Here is a 17,882-nt window from a genome sequence, read left to right as displayed (position 1 = left end):
TCAGGCACCCGCCTTGCCGAGCAGGATGCGTGCCTCAGCCACCAAGGTGATGGACCCTGTCACCAGGACGCCGCCAGCGAAGTCTTCGTTGGACTCGGATCGCTCAATCGCCCATTCCAGGGCATCGTCCAGCTTCTCCGCAATGTGCACGTTGTCCTCACCAAAACCGAGGTCGACGGCGAGTTCGGCCAGTTCCGCTGCGGGGACAGCACGGAGCGAATTGGATTGCGTGAAGCAGTATTCATCCACGAGATCCCCCAACTGCGCTTTGAGCGTCTTCAGGATTTCCTCGGCGTCCTTCTCCCGCAGGACCCCCACCACCACCACAAGCTTGCTGAAGTTGAACGCCTCATGGATCGCCTCCGCCGATACGCGGATTCCTTCCGGGTTATGGGCGGCATCCACGATGACCGTTGGGGCTGTTCGCAGTACTTCCAAGCGGCCCGGCGAGGTCACATTGCCAAATGCTTCTTTGAGGACGTCCGCATCCAGTTCCTTCTCTCCTCCGCCGAAGAAGGCTTCCAGGGCAGCCACGGCAACGGCAGCATTCTCTGCCTGGTGTGCGCCGTGCAGAGGGAGCAGCAGGTCTTCGTAGCGTCCGGCGAGTCCTTGAATGGTCAGGACCTGGCCGCCGACAGCGACGCTACGGGATTCCACACCGAACTCGACACCTTCAAAGCGGAAGGGCACGTCCACTTCGCGGGCCTTTTCCAAGAGCACCTGCGCGGCATCCACCGGCTGGGCAGCGCTGACGAGGAAGCCACCCGGCTTGATGATGCCGGCCTTCTCGTAGGCAATATCCTCGGTGGTATCGCCCAGCAGATCCGTGTGGTCCAGCGAAATCGGGGTCACGACCGACACCTGGCCATCACCGACGTTGGTGGCATCGGTGATGCCGCCGAGGCCGACTTCGAATACTGCGACGTCCACTGGCTGGTCGGCGAAGACTGCGAAGCCAAGGATGGTGAGGCATTCGAAGTACGTGAGGCGCGGCTGGTTATCGGCAACGAGCTCGCTATCCACGATTTCCAGGTACGGGCGGATCTCATCCCAGATACGCACGAACGTATCGTCCGCCACGGGCTCGCCATCAATACTGATGCGCTCCGTGACCTTGGACAGGTGCGGGCTGGTGTAGCGGCCGGTGCTGAGTCCGTGGGCACGGAGCCCGGCCTCGATCATCCGCGCTGTGGACGTCTTTCCGTTGGTGCCCGTGATGTGGATAATCGGGAAAGCCTTGTTCGGCTCACCCAGCACATCCATGGCACGGAACAACGGAGCAAGCCGCGGCTCCATCTTGTTCTCGGGCGCACGGCCCAAGAGCTCGGCGTAGACGCTTTCTACAGAGAATTCGTCAGTCATGAATCAGGCCTCTACTTTTTCGACGGTGACCTGGGGTTCGCTGACGCTTGCCAGCAGGACTTCCAGCTCAAGGCTCAGGGTCTCGGTCTTGACGAGTTCAGCGTTGGTGCTCAGGGCGTCAACAACGTCCTGCTCCGCCTCAACGGACGTACGGATGCGGTCACTCACATTGAGCCCGGCGTCCTTGCGGGCCTGCTGGATGGCCCGGACCATGTCACGGGCCAGGCCTTCCGCAGCCAGCTCGGGCGTGACTTCGGTGTTCAAAACCACGAAGCCGCCACCCGGCAGAACAGCAACGGCGGAAGAGCCGCCGTCGGCCGTTTCGGCCACCACAGTCTCCAGCGTGTATTCCTGGGGTTCAAGCTCAAGGCCACCAGCCACCACGACGCCTGAATCGTTGACAGACCAGTCACCGGATTTGGAGCCCTTGATGGCCTGCTGGACGTTCTTGCCAAGGCGCGGGCCAGCGGCGCGGGCGTTGACCACGAGCTTCTGCTCGATGCCGAATTCTTCCGGCGAGGCAGTCGCAGCGTCCAGCAAGCGGACGGAGCGCAAGTTCAATTCATCGGCGACGACGCCGGCAAAGCCTTCCAGCGCATCTGCCCCGGGTGCCACCACGGTCAGTTCCTGCAGCGGCAGGCGCACACGAAGGTTGGCAGCCTTGCGCAGGCTGGAACCGGTGGAGCAGATCTGCTGGACGCGGTCCATGGCCTCCACCAGTTCGGCGTTGGCCGGGAACAGCGAAGCCTCGGGCCAGTCGGCCAAATGCACCGAACGGCCACCGGTGAGTCCGCGCCAGATCTCCTCGGAGACGAGCGGCAACAGCGACGCCGACACCCGGCACACGGCTTCGAGGGCCGTGTACAGCGCATCGAAGGCATCAACGTTCTCGTCAAAGAACCGCTGCCGGCTACGGCGGACGTACCAATTGGTGAGCATGTCCAGGTAACTGCGCAGCTCATCACAGGCACCGGAGATGTCGTAGGTATCCAGGCTTTCGGTGACGTTGCGGACCAGGTCTCCGGTGTTTGCCATGAGGTACTGGTCGAGCGTGTCTGTGTAGCCGTCGTAGCGCAGCTTCGCGTCGTATCCCGCGCCACCGTTGGCAGCGTTCGTGTACAGCGTGAAGAAGCTGTAGACGTTCCAGAGCGGCAGGATGACCTGGCGCACGCCGTCGCGGATGCCCTGCTCGGTGACGATCAGGTTGCCACCGCGCAGGATGGGGCTGGACATGAGGAACCACCGCATGGCGTCCGAGCCGTCGCGGTCCAGGACCTCGGACACGTCCGGATAGTTCCGCAGGCTCTTGGACATCTTCTGGCCGTCGGAGCCCAGCACGATGCCGTGGCTGATGACGTTGCGGAACGCAGGGCGGTCGAACAAGGCCGTGGACAGGATGTGGAGCATGTAGAACCAGCCACGGGTCTGGCCGATGTACTCCACGATGAAGTCCGCGGGGTTGTGGGTGTCGAACCAGTCCTGGTTCTGGAACGGATAGTGCACCTGGCCGTAGGGCATGGAACCGGAATCGAACCAGACGTCCAGGACGTCCTCGACGCGGCGCATGGTGGATTTGCCTGTGGGGTCGTCCGGGTTGGGACGGGTCAGGTCGTCGATGAAGGGACGGTGCAAATCCACCTGTCCTTCGTTGTTGACGGGCAGGCGGCCGAAGTCCGCTTCCATCTCTGCCAACGAGCCATACACGTCCGTACGCGGGTATTCCGGGTCGTCCGACTGCCACACCGGGATCGGCGAGCCCCAGTAGCGGTTGCGGCTGATGGACCAGTCACGGGCGTTGTCCAGCCACTTGCCGAATTGGCCATCCTTAACGTTGCCCGGGATCCAGTTGATCTCCTGGTTCAGCTCGGACATGCGGTCCTTGAACTTGGTGACTTCCACATACCAAGAAGACACGGCCCGGTAGATCAGGGGGTTCCGACAGCGCCAGCAGTGCGGGTAGCTGTGCTCATAGCTGGCCTGGCGGACCAGCCGGCCATCTGCACGGAGCACCTGGGTGATGGGCTTGTTGGCATCGAAGACCTGCAGGCCCACGATGGACGCCAGTTCGCCGTGTGCAAACAGGGGCAGGAACTTGGCGCCCTCGTCCACGGAGAGAACAACCGGGATGCCGGCGTCTTCACAGACCTTCTGGTCATCTTCACCGAAGGCCGGAGCCTGGTGGACAATGCCCGTACCGTCGGTGGTAGTGACGTAGTCAGCCACCAGGATGCGCCAGGCGTTTTGTGTGCCGAACTTCTCGGCATCGGCAAAGTCGTTCCACAGCGGCTGGTACTCGAGCCCGGCCAGCTCGGCGCCCGTGTGGGTGGACACCACAGCGGCAGCCGCGGCAGCGGCGTCGTCGTACCCCAGGTCCTTGGCGTAAGACCCCACAAGGTCAGCTGCCAGCAGGAAGCTGCCGGCAACCGGGGCCTCTGCGGAGGCAGCCTTCACGCCGTTCGGTCCAGCAGGCAGGACGGCATACGCGATCCCAGGCCCGACGGCGAGCGCCAGGTTGGTGGGCAGCGTCCAGGGCGTGGTGGTCCAGGCGAGCGCCTGCACGCCCTCGAGTGCCGTGGAAAGCTCCGACTCCCCTGCCTTGATGGGGAACGTGACCGTGACGGTCTGGTCCTGGCGGTTCTTGTAGACGTCGTCGTCCATGCGGAGCTCGTGGTTGGAGAGCGGGGTCTCGTCCTTCCAGCAGTACGGCAGGACGCGGTACCCGTTGTACGTCAGGCCCTTTTCGTGCAGCTGCTTGAAAGCCCACAGGACCGATTCCATGTACTCGACGTTGAGGGTCTTGTAGTCGTTGTCGAAGTCCACCCAGCGGGCCTGGCGGGTGACGTAGGCCTTCCATTCGTTGGCGTACTTCATGACCGAGGCGCGGCAGGCGTCATTGAACTTGTCGATGCCCATGGCTTCAATCTGGGTTTTGTCGGTCATGCCCAGTTGTTTCATGGCTTCGAGCTCGGCCGGAAGGCCATGGGTGTCCCAGCCGAAGCGGCGCTCGACCCGCTTGCCCCGCTGCGTTTGGTAGCGACCCACCAGGTCCTTGGCGTAACCCGTCAAGAGGTGGCCGTAGTGAGGGAGGCCGTTGGCGAAGGGAGGGCCATCGTAGAAGACAAACTCGTTGCTGCCGTCTGTGCCTGCCTCGCGCTGGTCGATGCTTGCCTGGAAGGTGCCGTCTTCATCCCAGTATTTGAGGATGCGCTCTTCGATTTCCGGGAACTTCACGGAAGCGGACACGCCGTGCGTGCCGGAAGGCGCCGCTGAGGCCTTGGGGTAGGTAGTCATCTCATATCCTGGTGATAGCTGGTGGACTGTCAGGATGCGAGGACGGCTTCGGCGCTGACCTGCGTCAACACCGGTACCGCGGTACCACCTCACTTACCGAAACCCTGGCGCTTCCTGGTGAGGAAGCAACTTCCGGTGTCGGCCGCTCATTACTGCTGTGACGGGCTTACCCGTCCGGTTCTACTGTGTTCTGTTTGCTGGTGAGGGCGCGCAGGACTGTTCTTCCGGAAGCTCACCGGTGATGGCCGGGTCAAAGCTGGTCCTTCAAGTCTAGCGGCAGCATGGCTTTCCACTCCACTTGCGCGCTCATCCCACGGGAGGAGGCTCGAAGAGGGCCCGCTGCATAGACTCGACGTCATGACGAAACCATCCTTGGCTGCGCCTTCTGTCCGCCCGCGCAAGCTCCTGGGAGCCCCGGCCTGGTCAGTGCTGGCTGTCTTGGTGGCATTGCCTGTGGCCGGGTTATCGCTGTTCCGGGCCATCCCCACGGAATGGCCCCTGCAAGTGGTACAACTATTGTCCTTCACACCGTGGCTTGTACTCCCTGCGGCCTTGGCCCTTGTACTGGCGTTGTTGGGTCGCCGGGTCTGGGCAATGATTACGACGGCGGCGCTGCTGGGTGCGCAACTCTTCTGGCTGTTCCCGCTGGATTACGGTCGCCCGGTGATGCCGTCCGGGTCAGGACAGCCGGCGGCAGTCACTGTGAGCGCCATGAGCGTCAACTCCGAATATGGGGAAGCCGACGCGGCGGCGATCGTCCGCTTGGTCCGGGAGAACGGCGTCGAACTTCTGGCCATCCAGGAGCATACCCAAGGGCTGGAGGACCGTTTGCAGACTGAGGGCCTGGGCGAGGTCCTTCCGAACCGCCTCAGTGACCCCACGGACGATGCTTCCGGGAGCGCCCTGTACTCGAAGTTTCCCCTTGAGGCCGCAGGGATGCTGCCTGATACGCCGTTCCAGATGCCCACGGTGCGTGTCACGGTGGCCTCGGCCGGAGCCAAGAGCGTCCTCACCGTCACCACCGTTCATGCCCTTCCACCCGTGGATTCCCGGATCGCCCAGTGGCGCAGTGACCTGGCGGCAGTAGCCCGCCAGGCTTCAAGGCCAGGGAATCAACTCCTGATGGGCGACTTCAACGCCACCTATGACCATCACGAGTTCCGGGACTTGCTGGATTCGGGCCCGGATGGATCCAAACTTGTGGACGTTGGCGTCGCTTCCGGCAGTCGCCTCACGCCGACGTGGCCCAGGGAGGGGCCGCCGCTGCCGGGGATCGTCATCGACCACATGGTGACAACGCCCCGCATCAGCAGCAGCGGCTATATGGTCCGCCAGGTTCCGGGCACTGATCATGCAGCCATCCTGGCAACGCTCAGCATCCCGGCTGGATAGTACGTCCCTTGGCCGCTAACGCGTTGCTGGCCAGCAACGCGTTAGCGGCGCGGCAACGTCCCTAGGCTTCTTTGCGGATCAGTTTGTGGTTGGCTGCCTGTGCCACGGGGCGGACAACGATCTGGTCCAAGTTGACGTGGTGGGGCAGCGCGACCGCGTACCTCACGACGTCGGCCACATCCTCCGCGGTCAGTGGCTTCTCCACTCCGGCGTAGACCTTTGCAGCAGCGTCCTTGTCGCCCAAGCGGTTCAGGGCGAATTCCTCGGTGTGGACAAGCCCGGGGGCTACCTCGATGACCCGCACGTTGTTGCCGACCTCTTCCAACCGAAGGGCGTTGGTCATGGCATGCTGGGCGAACTTTGCGGCGTTGTATCCCGCGCCGCCTTCGTAGGCCGTCAGTCCGGCGGTCGATGTGAGATTGAGGACGGTTCCCTCGCCGTTCTCCCGCAACATGGGCAGGAACGCCCGGGTAATTTTCATGGTCCCCAGGACATTGACCTGGTACATCCATTCCCAATCGTCCGTGTCGGCGTTGGCGATAGTGTCTGCCCCACGTGCACCGCCGGCAATGTTGATGAGCGTATCTGCGCCCCCGGCCTTGGCGACGGCCCTCAGCAGGCGCGCAACGTCGTCGTCGCTGGTGATGTCGGCCGGGAACGGAATGGCACCCGTCTCGGCACCCAGGGCCCCGAGCCGGTCTTCCCGGCGTGCCACTGCAAAGACCTTCCAACCTGTGGCGGCAAGCGCCCGCACTGTGGCCTCGCCGATGCCCGTGCTTGCGCCGGTTACTACTGCCGTCTTGTTCTGTGCTGCCACATTCCGATGCGATGCCAAAGTCATGGCACTACCCTATCGGGGGTGCGGAGTCGTCGTGCGGCGGGCTGTAACGCCAGGCCGTGAAACAATTGGTCCATGGCTGAATCAACGCAGGGTACAGACACGCCCGCCACCGCCCCCATCAACGTTCCCGACAAGCCGGCCCTTGAGGGCCTTGAAGCTGCTTTGACGCAGCGCTGGCTGTCAGAAGGAACCTACAAGTTCAATCCTGACACCACCCGGGAGCAGGTCTACTCGATCGACACTCCCCCACCGACGGCTTCGGGTTCCCTCCACGTGGGCCACATGTTCTCGTTCACCCAGACTGACGTCCAGGCGCGCTACATGCGCATGACCGGCAAGAACGTCTTCTACCCCATGGGCTGGGACGACAATGGGCTGCCCACCGAGCGGCGCGTCCAGAACTACTACGGTGTTCGCTGCGATCCCGCCATCCCTTACAACGCTGACTACCGCCCGCCCGCGCAGCCGGCCAAGAACCAGCGCGACTTCGACGTCGTGTCCCGGCAGAACTTCATCGAACTGTGCGAGGAACTCGCCGTTGAGGACGAGAAAGTCTTCGAAAACCTGTTCCAGACCCTCGGCCTCTCCGTCGACTGGGACCTGACGTACCGCACGATTGACGACACTTCCCGTGCCGTATCGCAGCGCGCCTTCCTGGCCAACCTCGCCGCCGGCGACGCCTACATGGCCGAAGCCCCCACTCTCTGGGACGTCACGTTCCGCACCGCGGTTGCGCAGGCTGAGCTTGAGGACCGCGAGGTTGCAGGTGCGTACTACCGCTACCCGTTCTTCACCGAAGACGGCGAAAAGATCTTCATCGAGACTACGCGTCCCGAGCTCCTCGCAGCCTGCGCGGCGTTGGTGGCCAATCCCGACGACGAGCGGTACCAGCCACTGTTCGGCAAGACCGTCACCTCCCCACTGTTCGAGGTTGAACTTGAGGTCAAGGCCCACCCGCTGGCCAAGGCGGACAAAGGCTCCGGCATCGCCATGGTCTGTACGTTCGGCGACCTGACCGACGTCACCTGGTGGCGCGAATTGCAGCTGCCCACACGCGCCATCATGGGCCGCGACGGCCGCATCATTGCCGAGACCCCGGACTGGATCACCACCGACGCCGGCAAGGAAGCCTACGCCGCGATCGCCGGTAAGACCGCGTTCTCGGCCAAGGAAGCCGTGGTGGAACTGCTCGTGGCCGCCGACCTCCTGGACGGCGAGCCCAAGAAGATCACCCACCCGGTGAACTTCTTCGAAAAGGGCGACAAGCCCCTCGAAGTTGTGACCTCCCGTCAGTGGTACATCCGCAACGGCGGGCGCGACGAAGAACGCCGTGAACGCCTGATCGGCCGCGGCCAGGAAATCAACTTCCACCCCGCGTTCATGCGGTCCCGCTACGAGAACTGGATCGCCGGCCTGAACGGTGACTGGCTTGTATCCCGCCAGCGCTTCTTCGGCGTGCCCATCCCCGTGTGGTACCCCTTGGACGCGCAGGGCAACCCCGACTACGACAACCCTGTCCTGCCCTCAGATGCAATGCTCCCAGTGGATCCGGCCGCGGACGCAGCGCCCGGATTCGACGAGTCGCAGCGCGATCAGCCCAACGGCTTCACGGGCGACGCCGACGTCCTGGACACGTGGGCCACGTCATCCCTGACCCCGCAGATCGTAGGTGGCTGGAGCCGCGACGAGGAACTGTTCAGCAAGGTCTACCCCTTCGATCTCCGCCCTCAGGGGCACGACATCATTCGTACATGGCTGTTCTCCTCTGCAGTCCGCGCCGATGCACTGCAGAAGAGCGCACCGTGGAAGCACGCTGCCATCTCCGGCTGGATTCTGGACCCGGACCGCAAGAAGATGTCCAAATCGAAGGGCAACGTCGTTGTGCCCACCGATGTCCTGAACGAGTTCGGCTCTGACGCTGTCCGCTACTGGGCCGCCTCGGCCAAGCTCGGCGCGGACACAGCCTACGAGATCGCACAAATGAAGATCGGCCGCCGCCTGGCCATCAAGCTGCTGAACGCGTCGAAGTTCGTCCTGAACCTCGGTGCCACCGAAAACTCTGTGGTTTCCGCTGATCTCTCCGTGCTGACAAACCCGTTGGACCGCGCGCTTCTGGCGCAGTTGTCGGACGTCGTAGCCCAGGCGACCAAGGCGTTCGAGAACTACGACTACGCACGGGCGCTGCAGATCACCGAGTCGTTCTTCTGGCAGTTCACCGACGACTATGTTGAGCTGATCAAGGACCGCGCGTATGGTGCTGCCGGCGAAACCGAGCAGGCTTCTGTGCTGGCCGCACTGGCCACCACCCTTGATGCCCTGCTTCGCTTGTTCGCCCCGTTCTTGCCCTTCGCCACCGAAGAGGTCTGGAGCTGGTGGCGCAACGCTTCGGTGCACCGTGCCGAGTGGCCTGCCGCCTTGGAAATCACCGACGGCGACACCACCATGCTGGGCACTGTGGGCGTCGCACTCAGTGGCATCCGCAAGGCCAAATCCGAGGCCAAGGTCAAGCAGCGCACTGAAGTCGTGTCTGCAACGATCACTGCCACCGAGGTACTCGTATCCCAGTTGAAAGCCGGCCTGGGAGACCTGAAGGCTGCCGCGAACGCACAGGAGATCACCCTCCAATCGGGCGAAGGCGAATTGACCGTCAGCGATGTTGTCCTGGCGCCTGCGGAGGAAACGCCAGCGTCTTAGCAGTTCTCACTAAATCGGCGGGGCCTGAATTCACGGGCACCCGCCGATTTACGCAGGTTTGCATCCCGGGAAAAGTTTTCGGGCAAAGGGGAAGCCCCATCAGCGTTTTGCCGTTGGTGGGGCTTCGACTTTTCGGCTGTCTGTTGACGACTTGACAGTCTGGCGGAATCCTCGGAATTTCAGGTCTTCCTACCTCGTCACAGGTAGCTTGCTTCCAACTTTGCCAAAGGCTGCGTCGGTTGCATATCACTGAATCTTTGGTTTCCGTGTCCCTCTTCTTTCGAAGTGGGTAAGTTCTATTGTTGTCCCGCTGCGAGCAACGCACAAGCCCCTTCGCAAAACTACATTCCTGTAATTTTGCAGCGTCCTTCGTCCCGTTATTGTTTGGCTTTTGTCCGCTGGTTTTCGGGTCGAGCCGCGGTGCCATGTGGCAAAGTAGGGACCATGCCGGAACTTCCCGAAGTGCACGGCCTGTGCACGTACTTGGATTCCCGACTTGAGGGAGCCGTGCTCACCAACGTGCGGATCAATTCCTTCTCAGCCCTCAAGACCGCCGATCCGCCCTACACGATGCTGGAAGGCCGGACGATACGCGGAGCCACGCGGTATGGAAAATTCGTCGCTCTCGACGCCGACGGGCTGTTCTTCGTCTTCCACCTGGCCCGTGCGGGCTGGGTCAGGTACACGGAACATCCGTCCTCGGCTGAACTCCGGATGGGCAAGAGCAACATCGCCGCGAGGCTCCTTCTTCACAGGCCGACCGACGACGCCCATCTCGGATTGGACCTGACTGAGGCGGGGACCAAGAAGAGCTTGGCCATCTATGTGGTCCGTGATCCTCTCGACGTTCCAGGTATCGCAACGCTGGGACCCGATCCCCTCAGCATCGGGTTTGACGCCAGTGCACTGGCAGCAATTACTTCAGGGAGTTCGCAACAGATCAAGGGCCTCCTCCGTAGCCAAAGCGTCATAGCCGGAATCGGCAATGCCTACAGCGATGAAATCCTGCACGCAGCAAAGATCTCACCGTTCGCCATTGCGAAGTCGCTGGACCAAGACAGCGTGACCCACCTCTATGACTCTCTTCAAACGGTCCTGAGGGAAGCAGTCGCGGCGGCGGCCGGGAAGCCCTCCAGCGAGCTGAAGGACACCAAACGCAGCAACTTCAGGGTTCACGCACGCACGGGACTGCCGTGCCCAGTCTGTGGTGATACCGTCCGTGAGGTGTCCTTCGCGGACACCTCACTCCAGTATTGCGCCACCTGCCAAACCGGCGGCAAAGTTCTCGCCGACCGGAGAACCTCCCGATTCCTGAAGTAGCTAGTTGAATTCAGGGCGTTCGGTACGGCTGCGCTTCAGTTCGAAGAAATGCGGGTAGCCAGCCAGCGTCACAGCAGCATCCCAGATTTCGCCAGCCTGTTCGCCACGAGGGATCCTGGTCAGCACCGGTCCAAAGAATGCCGTTCCGTTAACTGCCACCACGGGCGTTCCTACATCTTGGCCAACCAGGGAAATGCCGGATTCGTGGCTTGCCCGTAGCTGCTGATCGTATTCGTCGGAATCTGCGAAGCGTGCAAGCTCCGCAGGAAGTCCGGCCTCCGCGAGGGCCTTCTCGATAACGGAGTCAAGGTCCTTGTTTCCTTCGTGGTGGATCTGCTCCCCCATGGCGTCATACAGAGGCTTCACATAGCCGCTGCCGTGGAGTTCCTGGGCTGCGATGATGACACGGACCGGACCCCAATTGGCGTCCATTTTCGCGCGGTAATCGGCCGGAAGCTCCCGACCCTCGTTGAGGACCGAGAGGCTCATGACGTGCCATTCCGTCTCAATTCCGCGGACTTCCTCGACTTCGCCGATCCACCGTGAGGTGATCCATGCAAACGGGCAAGCGGGGTCGAACCAGAAATCGGCCTTGTTGACGGTCTGTTCAGGCACAGGGAACTCCTCGGAAGAGTGGAAGCGGGGCAGGGGCGTGGGCTCAATCGAGCAGCCACTGCCTATGCCAACGGAGCGTCAGGCCGACTTATTCCGGCGCTTCGCCACGACGTCGTGGGCGATCATGGTGGGCTGGGCCTTCTTGGTAACAACATCGCCGGTGATCACCACGGTGGCGATGTCATCCCTGCTGGGGAGATCGAACATCACAGGCAGGAGAACTTCTTCCATGATGGCCCGGAGTCCACGTGCACCCGTGCCACGCTCAAGCGCCTGATCCGCAATCGAATCCAAGGCGTCGTCCTCGAACTGCAATTCCACGCCATCCAACTGGAACATCTTCTGGTACTGCTTGACCAGGGCGTTCTTGGGCGTGGAAAGAATCTGGATGAGCGCTGGCCGGTCCAAGTTGGAGACGGTGGTAATTACAGGGAGCCGGCCAATGAATTCCGGAATCAGTCCAAACTTGAGCAGGTCCTCCGGCATGACCTCGCCGTACGTATCAACGTTGTCACGGGCTTCGTTCAAGGGAGCCCCGAAACCGATGCCCTTGCGCCCGGACCGCGAACCAATGATTTCCTCCAGGCCGGCAAATGCCCCGGCCACGATGAAGAGAACATTGGTGGTGTCGATCTGGATGAATTCCTGGTGGGGGTGCTTACGACCACCCTGTGGAGGCACAGATGCCACCGTTCCCTCGAGGATCTTCAACAAAGCTTGCTGCACGCCCTCACCGGAGACGTCCCTGGTGATGGACGGGTTCTCGCTTTTGCGGGAAATTTTGTCGATTTCGTCGATGTAGATGATGCCCTGCTCGGCCTTTTTGACGTCATAGTCGGCAGCCTGGATGAGCTTCAGCAGGATGTTCTCGACGTCCTCACCGACGTAACCCGCTTCAGTCAAGGCGGTGGCATCAGCAACCGCGAAGGGAACATTGAGCCGCCGGGCCAGTGTCTGGGCAAGATACGTCTTGCCGCAACCCGTGGGGCCAATCAGCAGGATGTTGGACTTGGCAATCTCCACATCCTCGTGGTGTGTGCCCTCGCCCAGGCTCCCGGTCTTGGGAGCATGCCCGGCCTGGATGCGCTTGTAATGGTTGTAGACGGCAACGGCCAGGGAGCGCTTGGCCGGTTCTTGACCGATGACGTATTCCTGCAGGAAGTCGAAGATCTCCCGCGGCTTGGGCAGTTCGAAACTGCCCAGGTCAGAGACCTCCGCAAGTTCCTCTTCGATGATCTCGTTGCAGAGTTCGATGCACTCATCGCAAATGTAGACGCCGGGCCCGGCTATCAGCTTCCGCACCTGCTTCTGGCTCTTTCCGCAGAAAGAACACTTCAGCAGATCCGTGCTCTCGCCAATCCGAGCCATGTGGGAATCCCTTCGTTACATGCGGGTGGGGCGGCTCCGCAGCCGTACTCAGTGTGCGGCCTGTCCGCGGTTGGCACCACCGTGACAACTTCCACTCTAGGTCACAATGGGCTGGTTGGGTGGAAACAGAACGCCGGTGCGGTCCATATTTCGCGAACCGCACCGGCGTTATTTTCCGCGTGCTACCTGGCGATTGCCTGGGGCTTGATCTTCCTGGAGTCCAGAACCTGGTCGATCAGACCGTAATCCATGGCCTCGGCAGCGGTCAGGATCTTGTCACGCTCGATGTCGTTGTTGACCTGCTCCGAGGTGCGGCCCGAGTGGTGCGCGAGCGTGTCCTCGAGCCAAGTACGCATGCGCATGACCTCGGCCGCCTGGATCTCAAGGTCGGAAGCCTGGCCACCCTGGCCACCGGACAGGGCGGGCTGGTGGATCAGAACGCGTGCGTTCGGCAGTGCCAGACGCTTGCCCGGCGTACCGGCCGCAAGCAGCACCGCGGCGGCGCTGGCGGCTTGGCCAAGGCACACCGTCTGGATCTCGGGACGGATGTACTGCATGGTGTCGTAGATCGCCGTCATGGCCGTAAAGGAACCGCCTGGCGAGTTGATGTAGAGGGTGATGTCGCGGTCCGGGTCCGTAGACTCAAGCACCAACAGCTGGGCCATGATGTCATCGGCGGAAGCGTCGTCCACCTGGACCCCGAGGAAGATGATGCGGTCCTCGAACAGCTTGGTGTACGGGTCCTGGCGCTTGAAGCCGTACGGCGTACGCTCTTCGAACTGGGGCAGGACGTAGCGGCTGGACGGGAGGTTACCGGCAGACCATCCGAAGTTGTAGTTCATGTTCTTTACTCCTGGTTTTCAGTGGTTCTTGTTGCCGGTTACTTGTCGGAGTTCGACTGGTTGGCCGTTCCGCCGCCACCGGCCACGGAACCGGCGTGAGCCGAGATCTTGTCGAAGAAGCCGTATTCCAAAGCCTCGGTGGCCGTGAACCATTTGTCGCGGTCGTTGTCCTTGAGGATGGTCTCAACGGTCTGGCCCGTCTGCTCTGCAGTGAGCTCCGCCATGACTTTCTTCATGTGCAGGATCAGTTCTGCCTGGATCTTGATGTCCGAGGCCGTGCCACCGATGCCGCCCGAGGGCTGGTGCATCAGGATGCGGGCGTTGGGCGTTGCGTAGCGCTTGCCCTTCGTACCCGAGGAAAGAAGGAACTGGCCCATGGAGGCAGCCAGGCCGGTGGCTACGGTCACGACGTCGTTCGGGATGAACTGCATGGTGTCGTAGATGGCCATGCCGGCGGTGACGGAGCCCCCGGGTGAGTTGATGTAGAGGTAGATGTCCTTCTCGGGGTCTTCGGCTGAGAGGAGGAGAAGCTGCGAGCAGATGGCATTGGCGTTCTCGTCACGGACCTCGGATCCGAGCCAAATGATGCGCTCTTTCAGGAGGCGGTTGTAGATGTAGTTGTCCTGGGCTGCGGGATCGACAGTTGCCATCCGGGGAGCCGCTGATTGCTGTGACATAAGTACTTACCTCTCGCTGGTGCCAGTGACCTCACTGAACTTCACTACTTGGACACTAACCGTTTTCACAGGCGATTTGTTCGCCGGAATCGCGCTGTTCGCTGACGGCGCACGATTGGGACAGGCGTTGCCGGGCAGCGCCCGCACCTGTCCGTTCAGGGCTTAAAAGCAAACCGACCCCGGATCAGTCGATCCGGGGTCGGTTGCCAGTTAATTCTTAGAACTTCACTGCTGCGGGGTCGTCGTTGGCGACTGCCTCAGCTTCTTCGGCTTCTTCGATACCGGCAGCCTCTTCAGCTTCGCCGGCGGGGCGGACGAAGTCCGTCAGGTCAACCTTGTTGCCCTCAGAGTCGACAACCTCGGCCTGGCCGAGAACAACTGCGAGAGCCTTGCGGCGCCGCACCTCGGAAACCATCATGGGGACCTGGCCGCTCTGATCAATGATCTGCGCGAACTGGTTCGGGTCCATGCCGTACTGGCTGGCGGTGGTCACGATGTAGTCGATCAGCTCGTTCTGGCTTACACCGACCTCTTCCTTGTCCGCAATGGCGTCAAGGATGACCTCGTTCTGGAAGGCGCGCTCCGTGTTGGCCTTGACCTCGGCGCGGTGTTCCTCGGTGTCGTGGTCGCCTTCGCCGTGGGCGTTCTCCGGGTTGAAGTGAGCTTCGATCTGCTCTTCAACAACGGAAGCCGGAACAGGAACCTCGACGAGCTCAACGAGCTTGTCCAGGACCTTGTCACGTGCCTCGACGCCCTGGCCAACAACCTTGGAGTCAGCAGCCTGCTTGGCGAGGTCCTCGCGGAGCTCGGTCAGGGTGTCGAACTCGGAAGCCAGCTGGGCGAAGTCGTCGTTGGCCTCAGGAAGCTCGCGCTCCTTGACGGCCTTGACAACAACTTTGACCTGGGCAGCTTCGCCGGCGTGGTCGCCACCAACGAGCGTGGTTTCGAAGATCGCGTCTTCGTCGGCAGACAGACCGGTTACGGCCTCGTCGAGGCCTTCCAGCATGGTGCCGGCGCCAACCTGGTACGAGAGGCCGGAAGCGGAGTCGATGTCAGCGCCATCGATCGTGGCGGTGATGTCGATGGTCAGGAAGTCATCGTTCTTGGCAGGACGCTCAACGGACTTCAGTGTGCCGAAGCGGCCACGGAGTTCGTCCAGTGCCTTGTCAACGTCCTCATCGGAGGACTCTGCCGCAGCAACCTCAACCTTGATGCCGGCGTAGTCGGGCAGCTCGATCTCGGGACGGATGTCAATCTCGACCTGGAACTTGAGCTCGCCGTCGGTTGCGGACGGGTCCGGAACCTCGGTGATCTCAACCTCGGGACGGCTCAGGGGGCGAACGCCCGTTTCCTGAACGGCAGCCTGGTACCAGCCGTTGAGGCCATCGTTGATGGCAGTTTCCAGAACGTAGCCACGGCCAACGCGCTGGTCGATGAGCTTGGTGGGAACCTTGCCCTTGCGGAATCCGGGAACCTGGATCTGCGAAGCAACGGTCTTGTACGCGGCATCGATGCTCGGCTTCAGTTCCTCAAAGGGAACCTCAACGTTGAGCTTGACCCGCGTGGCGGTGAGGTTCTCGACAGCGCTCTTCACAGTCTAAGTACTCCTGATTTTGTGGGTATGGGGTTCTGCCGTGTCCCTGAAGCAGACACGCACACAGAGTCGGGGTGACAGGATTTGAACCTGCGACTTCCTGCTCCCAAAGCAGGCGCTCTAGCCAAGCTGAGCTACACCCCGAATGCACAGGACAGTCTACGGGTAAGCGAGCCATGAATGCACATTTGACACTGCGGCCGGAATTAGGTTTAGTTGTACCCGGCTTCAACAGCCACCGGGAAGATGTCCTCAAGCAGGAGATCCATCCGGGGACGTAGCTTAATGGTAAAGCCTCAGTCTTCCAAACTGATTACGCGGGTTCGATTCCCGTCGTCCCCTCCACCAAGACGAAGAAGCCCCCAACCTCGGTTGGGGGCTTCTTTCGTTACCCAGCGTCATCTTTCAGGCGGCATCCCGACTGTCGGTGGATCCGGTCCGACTCCAGCCACGGACCTAGAGTTGGCAGCCAGGGCACCAGTACAGCTTGCGTGCCCCGATCTCCGTCAGTCCCACCACCGTCCCGCAAGCGCGGCAGGGCAGACCGTCCCGCTTATAGACAAAGTGGGCATCGGCGTCGGGCGCGGTTGTTGCGCCTTCCGTCCACATCGACGGAGGCGTAGTAACAATCCGACCATCCCGGACGCCGTCCGACATTGCTGCCACGGCGTCATCCCACAGGAGCCCGGCAGTGCCGGCATCAATTGCGTTGCCGGGAGTCCACGGGTCGACGCGTTTCCGGAAGAGCACCTCTGCCCGGTAGATGTTGCCGACCCCCGCCATTACTGATTGGTCCATCAACAAGAGCGCCACGGCGGTCTTACGACGGCGCAGACGCCGCACAAATTCATCCCTGTCCCCCGGTAAGTTACGCAAGGGATCCGGTCCCAGCCGGCCAAACACCGCAGCCGCTTCGGCGGAGGTAATGGCCGCGCACGTGGTTGCACCACGGAGATCTGCCCACCCGTGCTCTGACACGAGCCGGACGCGGACGGCACCTACGGGAGCAGGCGGCCCGGCGTACTCGTCTTCGCCAGGAATCGACGCCGACTCACGCTCACCTATCCGACGCGGGGCACCGATGCTGGAAGCTCCGCTGAAAGAGCTGTCACCACCGAAATTCCACGCACCGTACAGGCCGAGGTGTACGTGCAGGAAGGTGTCGTGGTCAAAGCGCAGGAACATCTGTTTGCCGTGCGCCATGGCTTCCACCATGGTGTGCCCGTTCAGCAGCGCGGCGCCGGCGGTGAACCGCCCCTGCGGGCTGGATACCTCCAACCGCCGGCCGCCGAAGACATCCTGGAACTGCCGGGCCAGCCGGTGGACCGAATGTCCTTCAGGCACTACTCGACGATCTCGCCGGTGGTTTCGTAGACCGCAATCTTGCCGATACGGCGTACGTGGCGCTCGTCCTCACTGAACGGCTCCTGCAGGAATGCTTCGATGAGCTCGGTGGCTTCCTCCACCGTGTGTTGGCGGCCACCGACGGCAATGACGTTGGCGTCATTGTGCTCACGGGCGAGCTTGGCCGTGGACAAGTTCCATGCCAGTGCCGCGCGGACGCCCTTCACCTTGTTGGCCGCGATCTGCTCGCCATTGCCTGAGCCACCAAGGACGATGCCAAGCGCGTGGACGCCTGCTTCCTGGTCAGCCACAACGGCAATTCCGGCTTTGATGCAGAACGACGGGTAGTCGTCCAGCGCATCGTATTCCTTGGGGCCGTGATCCACCACTTCGTAGCCCTTGGCAGTGAGGTGGCCGACCAAGTGGGCGCTCAGCTCCATGCCGGCGTGGTCCGTGGCGATGTGGACGCGGGGTGTAGTCACGGGAAGTCCATTTCTTTCTGGCGCGCCGGGATGGCATCTGGCCGGGGCGCGCGGTGAGGG

At 62.1% G+C, this 17,882-nt stretch carries 13 protein-coding genes and 2 tRNA genes; 4 read left to right on the top strand and 11 right to left on the bottom strand.

What is annotated here, in order from left to right:
• Entirely contained in the window at window positions 1-1,362 is a 1,362-nt protein-coding gene (locus ACIQC5_RS14225; protein ID WP_400283367.1) for a bifunctional folylpolyglutamate synthase/dihydrofolate synthase, read from the bottom strand.
• Between the two features lie 3 nt (window positions 1,363-1,365).
• Window positions 1,366-4,653: an isoleucine--tRNA ligase gene (gene ileS, locus ACIQC5_RS14220; RefSeq protein ID WP_400283366.1), complete on the bottom strand. Its 3,288-nt coding sequence runs from the start codon at window positions 4,651-4,653 to the stop codon at window positions 1,366-1,368.
• A 357-nt stretch (window positions 4,654-5,010) separates the two neighbouring features.
• Between ileS and ACIQC5_RS14215 the strand changes: the two genes are divergently transcribed.
• Window positions 5,011-6,045, top strand: coding sequence for an endonuclease/exonuclease/phosphatase family protein (locus ACIQC5_RS14215; RefSeq protein WP_400283363.1), 1,035 nt, complete (start codon window positions 5,011-5,013; stop codon window positions 6,043-6,045).
• Between the two features lie 61 nt (window positions 6,046-6,106).
• Here the strand turns inward: ACIQC5_RS14215 and ACIQC5_RS14210 are convergent, their stop codons facing one another.
• Window positions 6,107-6,886 (bottom strand): SDR family oxidoreductase, encoded by a 780-nt coding sequence (locus ACIQC5_RS14210; RefSeq protein ID WP_400283361.1) that lies wholly within the window; start codon window positions 6,884-6,886, stop codon window positions 6,107-6,109.
• A gap of 72 nt (window positions 6,887-6,958) precedes the next feature.
• Between ACIQC5_RS14210 and valS the strand changes: the two genes are divergently transcribed.
• Both valS and ACIQC5_RS14200 read left to right on the top strand, forming a co-directional pair.
• Window positions 6,959-9,580 (top strand): valine--tRNA ligase, encoded by a 2,622-nt coding sequence (gene valS / locus ACIQC5_RS14205; RefSeq protein WP_400283358.1) that lies wholly within the window; start codon window positions 6,959-6,961, stop codon window positions 9,578-9,580.
• A 444-nt stretch (window positions 9,581-10,024) separates the two neighbouring features.
• Window positions 10,025-10,900, top strand: coding sequence for an Fpg/Nei family DNA glycosylase (locus ACIQC5_RS14200; protein WP_400283355.1), 876 nt, complete (start codon window positions 10,025-10,027; stop codon window positions 10,898-10,900).
• Here the strand turns inward: ACIQC5_RS14200 and ACIQC5_RS14195 are convergent, their stop codons facing one another.
• From ACIQC5_RS14195 to ACIQC5_RS14170, 6 genes are all read right to left on the bottom strand, one after another.
• Window positions 10,901-11,515, bottom strand: a complete 615-nt coding sequence (locus tag ACIQC5_RS14195; RefSeq protein WP_400283352.1) for a DsbA family protein — start codon at window positions 11,513-11,515, stop codon at window positions 10,901-10,903.
• 78 nt (window positions 11,516-11,593) lie between these two features.
• A complete protein-coding gene (clpX, locus tag ACIQC5_RS14190) occupies window positions 11,594-12,883 on the bottom strand; it encodes an ATP-dependent Clp protease ATP-binding subunit ClpX (protein WP_400283350.1) in 1,290 nt (429 codons plus the stop codon).
• 182 nt (window positions 12,884-13,065) lie between these two features.
• Window positions 13,066-13,725, bottom strand: coding sequence for an ATP-dependent Clp protease proteolytic subunit (locus tag ACIQC5_RS14185; protein WP_078108671.1), 660 nt, complete (start codon window positions 13,723-13,725; stop codon window positions 13,066-13,068).
• 38 nt (window positions 13,726-13,763) lie between these two features.
• Window positions 13,764-14,375 carry an ATP-dependent Clp protease proteolytic subunit gene (locus tag ACIQC5_RS14180; RefSeq protein WP_400283875.1) on the bottom strand — a complete coding sequence of 204 codons (612 nt, stop codon included), beginning with the start codon at window positions 14,373-14,375 and terminating at the stop codon, window positions 13,764-13,766.
• Window positions 14,376-14,619: 244 nt separating this feature from the next.
• A complete protein-coding gene (tig, locus tag ACIQC5_RS14175) occupies window positions 14,620-15,996 on the bottom strand; it encodes a trigger factor (RefSeq protein WP_400283346.1) in 1,377 nt (458 codons plus the stop codon).
• Window positions 15,997-16,065: 69 nt separating this feature from the next.
• Window positions 16,066-16,140: transfer RNA gene (locus tag ACIQC5_RS14170), tRNA-Pro, on the bottom strand.
• Window positions 16,141-16,267: 127 nt separating this feature from the next.
• Between ACIQC5_RS14170 and ACIQC5_RS14165 the strand changes: the two genes are divergently transcribed.
• Window positions 16,268-16,341: transfer RNA gene (locus ACIQC5_RS14165), tRNA-Gly, on the top strand.
• A gap of 111 nt (window positions 16,342-16,452) precedes the next feature.
• Here ACIQC5_RS14165 and ACIQC5_RS14160 read toward each other — a convergent pair.
• Both ACIQC5_RS14160 and ACIQC5_RS14155 read right to left on the bottom strand, forming a co-directional pair.
• Window positions 16,453-17,340: an Fpg/Nei family DNA glycosylase gene (locus ACIQC5_RS14160; RefSeq protein WP_400283343.1), complete on the bottom strand. Its 888-nt coding sequence runs from the start codon at window positions 17,338-17,340 to the stop codon at window positions 16,453-16,455.
• A complete protein-coding gene (locus ACIQC5_RS14155; protein ID WP_400283340.1) occupies window positions 17,340-17,822 on the bottom strand; it encodes a ribose-5-phosphate isomerase in 483 nt (160 codons plus the stop codon). The genes ACIQC5_RS14160 and ACIQC5_RS14155 overlap by 1 nt, the downstream gene beginning before the upstream one ends.
• Window positions 17,823-17,882: the final 60 nt, after the last annotated feature.

Origin of the sequence: Paenarthrobacter sp. NPDC092416 (assembly GCF_044755025.1) — a bacterium.
GTDB lineage: Bacteria > Actinomycetota > Actinomycetes > Actinomycetales > Micrococcaceae > Arthrobacter.
This window is presented reverse-complemented; position numbering and strand designations above follow the sequence as displayed.